Source organism: Streptomyces sp. SD31 (assembly GCF_052068475.1).
Taxonomy (GTDB): domain Bacteria; phylum Actinomycetota; class Actinomycetes; order Streptomycetales; family Streptomycetaceae; genus Streptomyces.
Genome location: NZ_JBQHCX010000001.1, coordinates 895,656 through 901,919, shown reverse-complemented (window position 1 = coordinate 901,919; position 6,264 = coordinate 895,656). Strand labels below are relative to the sequence as shown.

6 protein-coding genes are annotated in these 6,264 nt (G+C 69.8%); 1 reads left to right on the top strand and 5 read right to left on the bottom strand.

Annotation, left to right across the window (positions count from 1 at the left end; translation table 11 throughout):
• Positions 1 to 678: 678 nt before the first annotated feature.
• Complete coding sequence (gene trpS, locus ACTMVF_RS03985) at positions 679 to 1,710, top strand: tryptophan--tRNA ligase (protein WP_441269510.1); 1,032 nt, start codon at positions 679 to 681, stop codon at positions 1,708 to 1,710.
• A 42-nt stretch (positions 1,711 to 1,752) separates the two neighbouring features.
• Here trpS and proC read toward each other — a convergent pair whose 3' ends face one another.
• The 5 genes from proC to ACTMVF_RS03960 all read right to left on the bottom strand — a co-directional run bounded on the left by proC (position 1,753) and on the right by ACTMVF_RS03960 (position 6,220).
• Positions 1,753 to 2,565 (bottom strand): pyrroline-5-carboxylate reductase, encoded by an 813-nt coding sequence (gene proC / locus ACTMVF_RS03980; RefSeq protein WP_441269509.1) that lies wholly within the window; start codon positions 2,563 to 2,565, stop codon positions 1,753 to 1,755.
• Positions 2,566 to 2,695: 130 nt separating this feature from the next.
• On the bottom strand, positions 2,696 to 3,487 hold the full coding sequence (locus tag ACTMVF_RS03975; RefSeq protein ID WP_441269508.1) for an ABC transporter permease: 792 nt from the start codon (positions 3,485 to 3,487) through the stop codon (positions 2,696 to 2,698).
• Positions 3,484 to 4,281, bottom strand: coding sequence for an ABC transporter ATP-binding protein (locus tag ACTMVF_RS03970; protein ID WP_441269507.1), 798 nt, complete (start codon positions 4,279 to 4,281; stop codon positions 3,484 to 3,486). Before ACTMVF_RS03970 ends, ACTMVF_RS03975 begins: the two co-directional genes overlap by 4 nt.
• A 360-nt stretch (positions 4,282 to 4,641) precedes the next feature.
• Positions 4,642 to 5,412, bottom strand: a complete 771-nt coding sequence (locus ACTMVF_RS03965) for a class I SAM-dependent methyltransferase (protein ID WP_441269506.1) — start codon at positions 5,410 to 5,412, stop codon at positions 4,642 to 4,644.
• 304 nt (positions 5,413 to 5,716) lie between these two features.
• Complete coding sequence (locus ACTMVF_RS03960) at positions 5,717 to 6,220, bottom strand: EamA/RhaT family transporter (RefSeq protein ID WP_441269505.1); 504 nt, start codon at positions 6,218 to 6,220, stop codon at positions 5,717 to 5,719.
• Positions 6,221 to 6,264 lie beyond the last annotated feature (44 nt).

Sequence of the window (6,264 nt, the reverse complement as noted above, 5' to 3'; positions counted from 1 at the left end):
GCTGTTGAGTTCTCAAGGAACGGACGCTTCCTTTGTACTCACCCTCTCGGGCTTTCCTCCGGGCGCTTCCCTTCGGTCTTGCGTTTCCGACTCTATCAGATCTTTTCTCGATCCGATTTCCTCGGCGCTTTCCAGGTTCTCGCTTTCGCGTTTCCCTTTCCGGCGGTTCTGACTCTATCAGATCCTTTCGGATCCGATTCCCGGTCAGCGGGGCTTGTCTTCGCGGCTGTTGGGCCGTTCCGACGAGTGAGACTTTAGCGGATTCCGGGCTCCCGAGCTAATCGGGGCTGCGTTCTTCCGAACGCGGATTCCTCATTCCGTAAATACGCACGCCAATGAAACGACGGCAGACAGATTCACTGTCGTCGAGTGATGGTTGGTACTTGCGGAGTGGCTGTCCGGGGACCGACCGGAGTCGGCGCTCACGTCGGACAACTCGGAGAACAGTACGGATCGGCTCGGGGCGTGTCAACTTCCCTCCAAGTGGAACCCCAGGGGCGTACTCTGGGACGCATGACGACGCGTACGTGCACCCAACTGTGGTGGGCCGCCTGACGGCGGCCGTACTCACGTATGCACTCAACGGCCGCCGCCTCGGCGGCCGTTCTCGTATCTCCCTCCGGAGCTCCAGAGGGTCGGCCGCCGTGACAGCGGCCTTGACCAGGAGATGGAGAAGAGATGACTCGGGTCTTCAGTGGGGTCAAGCCGACGGGGCATCTGACGCTGGGGAACTACCTGGGAGCCATGCGGCGGTGGGCGGGCGTCGATCAGCACGAGGCTGAAGCGCTGTTCTGCATCGTCGATCTGCATGCGCTGACCGTGGACCACGATCCGGCGCGGGTGCGCAGGCTGAGTCGGCAGGCGGCGACGTTGTTGCTGGCGGCGGGGCTGGATCCGGAGCTGTGCACCGTGTTCGTACAGAGTCATGTGGATGAGCACGCGCGGCTGTCGTATGTGCTGGAGTGCGTGGCCACCGATGGCGAGATGCGGCGGATGATCCAGTACAAGGAGAAGGCCGCGCGCGAGCGGGCGCGGGGCGGGAGTGTGCGGCTGTCGCTGCTGACGTATCCCGTGCTGATGGCCGCGGACATCCTGGTGTACGGGACCGATGAGGTGCCGGTCGGGGACGATCAGACGCAGCATGTGGAGCTCGCGCGGGATCTCGCGGTGCGGTTCAACCAGCGGTACGGGCACACGTTCGTGGTGCCTCGGGCGACGCCTCCGCAGGTCGCGGCCCGGGTGATGAATCTGCAGGATCCGACGTCGAAGATGGGTAAGAGCGACGACTCCGGGCCGGGGATCGTCTATCTGCTCGATGAGCCGGATGTGGTGCGCAAGAAGGTCATGCGGGCCGTGACCGACAGCGGGCGGGAGGTCGTGTACGACCGGGCCGCTCAGCCGGGGGTGGCGAATCTGCTGGAGATTCTGGCGGCGTGCACGGGTGGGAACCCATCGGAGCTGAGCGGTGTATATGAGTCGTACGGCGCTTTGAAGTCAGCCACCGCGGAGGCCGTGGTCGAGGTTCTCAGGCCCGTGCAGGAGAGGCACAGGGAGCTGTGCGCGGATCCTGGCTATGTGGAGGGGGTGCTGCGGGATGGTGCGGAGCGAGCTCGGGCGATGGCCCGGCCGACCGTGGATGCCGCGTATCGGGCGATCGGGTTGCTGCCGGCGGCTGCGGTTGCCGCTGCGGATATCGGGGTGACTGCTTAGGGGGCGTGCTGGGCCGCCCCCTGTGCAAGGGCGGCCAGGGCGTCAGCTGCTGTTGCCGGAGGCCAGTTGGCGGCTGCGGTCGCGGGCTGCTTCGAGGGCGGCGATGAGGGCGGCTCGTACGCCGTGGTTCTCGAGTTCGCGGATGGCGTTGATGGTGGTGCCGGCGGGGGACGTCACGTTCTCGCGGAGCTTGACGGGGTGTTCGCCGCTGTCGCGGAGCATCGTCGCGGCGCCGATCGCGGACTGGACGATCAGGTCGTGGGCCTTGTCTCGGGGCAGGCCGAGGAGGATGCCGGCGTCGGTCATGGCTTCGACCAGGTAGAAGAAGTACGCCGGGCCGGAGCCGGAGAGCGCGGTGCAGGCGTCCTGCTGGCCCTCGGGGACGCGCAGCGTTTTGCCTACGGCGCCGAAGATCTCCTCGGTGTGGACGAGGTCGGCTTCGCTGGCGTGGGTGCCGGCGGAGATGACGGACATGGCCTCGTCGACGAGAGCGGGGGTGTTCGTCATGACGCGGACGACCGGGGTGCCGGTGGCGAGGCGGGACTCGAAGAAGGAGGTGGGGATGCCGGCGGCTCCGCTGATGACCAGGCGGTCGGCGGGGACGTGCGGGGCGAGTTCGTCGAGGAGGGTGCCCATGTCCTGGGGCTTGACCGTGAGGATCAGGGTGTCGGCGGTCTTGGCGGCTTCCGCGTTGGTGACCGGGGTGACTCCGTAGCGGGTGCGGAGTTCTTCGGCTCGCTCCGCGCGGCGGGCCGTCACCAGGAGGTCGGCCGGGGCCCAGCCGCCGCGGATCATTCCGCTGAGCAGGGCTTCGCCGATCTTGCCGGTGCCGAGGACTGCGACTTTCTGGGTCATGGCTGGGGTGTCCTCCGGGGGTTGCGTCGTCCGGGTTCATCCTCGCACCGAGGGCGGCTTTGGACTTGGCGTGTCCGGTGGGCGGGACGGATGGGCGGCGGGCTCGCGTACTGCTCGGCCGCCGGGGCGGTCATGCCGTCCTGCGTCGCAGGGTCGCCGCGCCCAGGCCCAGTACCAGTAGGGCGCAGCCCGCCACGATCAGGGCATCGCGTACGAAGTCGGCGGTCATGTCGGTGTGCTTGAGGACCTCGTTCATTCCGTCGACCGCGTAGGACATGGGGAGGACGTTGGAGATGGCCTCGAGGGCGGGGTGCATGTTGTCGCGGGGTGTGAAGAGGCCGCAGAGGAGGAGTTGGGGGAAGATCACGGCCGGCATGAACTGGACGGCCTGGAATTCGGAGGCCGCGAAGGCCGAGACGAAGAGACCGAGCGCGGTGCCGAGCAGTGCGTCGAGCAGGGCCACGAGCAGGAGCAGCCAGGGGCTGCCGGTGACGTCCAGGCCGAGGATCCAGAGGGCGAGTCCGGTCGCCAGGGCGGACTGGATGATCGCGAGGGTGCCGAAGGCGAGGGCGTAGCCGGCGATCAGGTCGCCCTTGCCGAGGGGCATGGCGAGGAGGCGTTCGAGGGTGCCCGAGGTGCGTTCGCGCAGGGTGGCGATGGAGGTGACCAGGAACATCGTGATCAGCGGGAAGATCCCGAGGAGGGAGGCGCCGATGTTGTCGAAGGTGCGCGGGCTGCCGTCGAAGACGTAGCGCAGCAGGAACAGCATCACGCAGGGGACGAGGAGCATCAGCGCGATGGTGCGCGGGTCGTGGCGGAGCTGGCGCAGGACCCGGGCGGCGGTGGCGGTCGTGCGGGCGAGGTTCAGGGCGCCGGTGGGGGCGGGCCGGAGCGTCGTGGTCGGGCTCGTCGTCGTGGTCATCGGGTCGTCTCCTTCGCGTGGGCGGCCGCGGTTGCCTCGTCGACCAGGTGCAGGAAGGCCGCCTCGACCGTCTCGGAGCGCGTACGGGTGCGGAGGGCGTCCGGGGTGTCGTCGGCGAGGAGCCGGCCCTCGCGCATGAGCAGGAGGCGGTGGCAGCGCTCGGCCTCGTCCATGACGTGGGAGGAGATGAGGAGGGTGGCGCCGCGGGAGGCGGCGATGTCGTGGAAGAGGCCCCAGAGGTCGCGGCGCAGGACCGGGTCGAGGCCGACCGTCGGTTCGTCCAGGACGAGGAGTTCGGGGGTGCCGAGCAGGGCGACCGCCAAGGAGACGCGGCTGCGCTGGCCGCCGGAGAGGTTGCCGGCCAGGGCATCGGCGTGGCTGGTGAGGTCGACGTCGGCGAGCACGCGATCGACGTCCTGGCGCCGATCGGCGGCGGCGTGGCCGGGGTCGAGGATCGCGGCGAAGTAGGCGAGGTTCTGGCGGATCGTCAGGTCGTCGTAGACGGAGGGAGCTTGGGTGACGTAGCCGATGCGGGTGCGCAGGGTGGGGTGGCCGGCGGGGCGGCCGAGGACGTCGAGGGTGCCGGTGACCTTGGCCTGGGTGCCGACGACGGCCCGCATCAGGGTGCTCTTGCCGCAGCCGGACGGGCCGAGCAGGCCGGTGATCTGGCCGCGCGGGACGGTGAAGTCGAGGTCGCGGAGTACTTGGCGGGCGCCGCGGACGACGTTCAGGGTCTCGGCTCGGATGGCGGGGTCGTCGGGGGGATCGGAACGAGCGGAAGAGTAATTCATCATGCGATGAATAATCCTCCGGTGGGACTGCAGCGTCAAGGCGGCGAGGAGGGCGGGCGCGAGGAGCGGTCGACGCGACGGTGTGTGCGGTGCCGCCGCGGGCGGTGGGCTGGGCGGGGGGCGTGCCCCGCGTACCGGGCCTGCTGCGCCTTCGGGGTGGGGTTGCCTCCCGCGCTGTGACGGTGTGCGCGCAGGGCGCGAAGTTGGGCGCCTGGTTCGCGCGTGGTGCGGCCTCGGTCCTGGTCGGCCCGTTCGCCCGCCCTCCTCGGCTCGGCGCGGTGCTGGGTGTCCTGAGCCGTATGGGGAGGGCGGGCGTGAGGAGGGGGCTGACGGCGGTGGGCCGGCGTGGGAGGGCGAGGGGCGTCAGGAGGTGGTGGCTACGAGGAGGTCCACGTCGTAGGTCTCTTCGATGATTCCGTCCGGGAAGGCGGCGAGGAGGAGTCGCTTCTCCTCGGCGAGGAAGGCGGTGCTCGCCTCGGTGCCGTGGACCAGGAAGATCGAGTGGCTCCCGATGTTCGCCAGGTGTGTGTCGATCGGGACGCGGCGGCTCCAGCGGACCTTGCGGGCGGTGAAGGTGAGGCTGCCGGTCGGGTCGTTCAGGGCGGATCTGGCGCCGCTGCCGTTCTGCTCGACGACAGGATGGGCGCCGAAGCGCCGCTCGATACGGCCCGCCTGCGCCACATGCCACGGGATGTCGAGAGGCGTGATGTTCCACCACAGCGCCAGCGCACCGCCCGGGCGCAGCACGCGGAGGGCCTCCGGGACCGAGTGGGCGGGGTCGGTCCAGTGCCAGGCCTGGGCGTAGGTGATGAAGTCGGCGGAAGCGGTGGCGACGGGGAGTGTGTTGCCGTTGCCGCGGACGATCGGTATGTCGGGGTTGGTGCGGCGGAACTGGGCTGCCATGCCGTCGCCGGGTTCCACGGCCAGGACGTCGGCGCCGCGCGCGCGGAGCAGGGCGGTGGCGATGCCCGTGCCGGCGCCCACGTCGACGACGCGCGCGCCGGTGAGGGGACGGCCGGCGAGTTCCTCGATCGCGTCGAAGAGGGCGGGTGGGTAGGAGGGGCGGTTCGCGGCGTACTGGGCTGCGGCGGAGTCGAAGGAACGGGCTCGGTCGGCGTGGGAAGGGACCGTCATACGGCCATGGTGGCGGTGGATGGTGCGGTGTGCACCGAGTTTGCGGAGAGGTGGTTTCCCCCGGGGGCTGGCGAGAGAGCGGCGGCAGCGACGCGGGGTGGGGAGAGGCGGCGTGCGCTGGGTTCGGAGGGGGACGGCTCCCGTCCATACCGAGGGTGTGGCTTCTTCTGTGCGTTGAGGCGTGGGCGACACAGTTGGGGAGGTCCGGGCCGCCCGCACGTGCTTCGGGCTCGGCGGGGGTTGGGCTGGGCACCTCGCCGGACCTGTAGCAAGGCGTGGGGCGCTGTCGTCGGTGTCTGTCTGGCTATGGGCGGCGGCGCTTCTTTGCCGGGTTGCCTGTGCGGCGGGTCGTGCGGGTGTCGTGTTGTTGGCGTGCGGTCTCGTATTCCTGGCGGTGGAGTTTCTCGCCGGGAGCCTCGGTGAGGGAGCGGAAGAAGTAGGCGAGGAGTGAGCCGACGAAGCCGATGGCCAGCAGGCCGCGGAGGGAGGCCTGGCGGTCGGGGTCGGGGCGCTTGGTGAAGGCGTCCCAGGTGTGGCGGAAGGCGAGGGCGCTGCACACCGCGAACATCACGACCACCACGACGGCGACGAAGTTGCCGACGTCGGCGATCTGGAGCCCCTGGTAGGCGAAGCGCAGGACCAGGCAGGAGGCGGCCGCGGTGACGAGGGAGCCGACGGTCACCGCGATGCGGCGGGCGGTGTAGCCGTTGTCGTGGTCGACCCAGGTCGTGCCGAAGAAGCGCAGGGGCTCGGGGCGGGGGCCCGTGGAGCCCGCGGGGGTGGCCGGGGTGCCGTTCTTCTCGCTCACGCGTCGATTATGGCTCCGGCTTGGCCGCGGGCTCCGTACGGGTT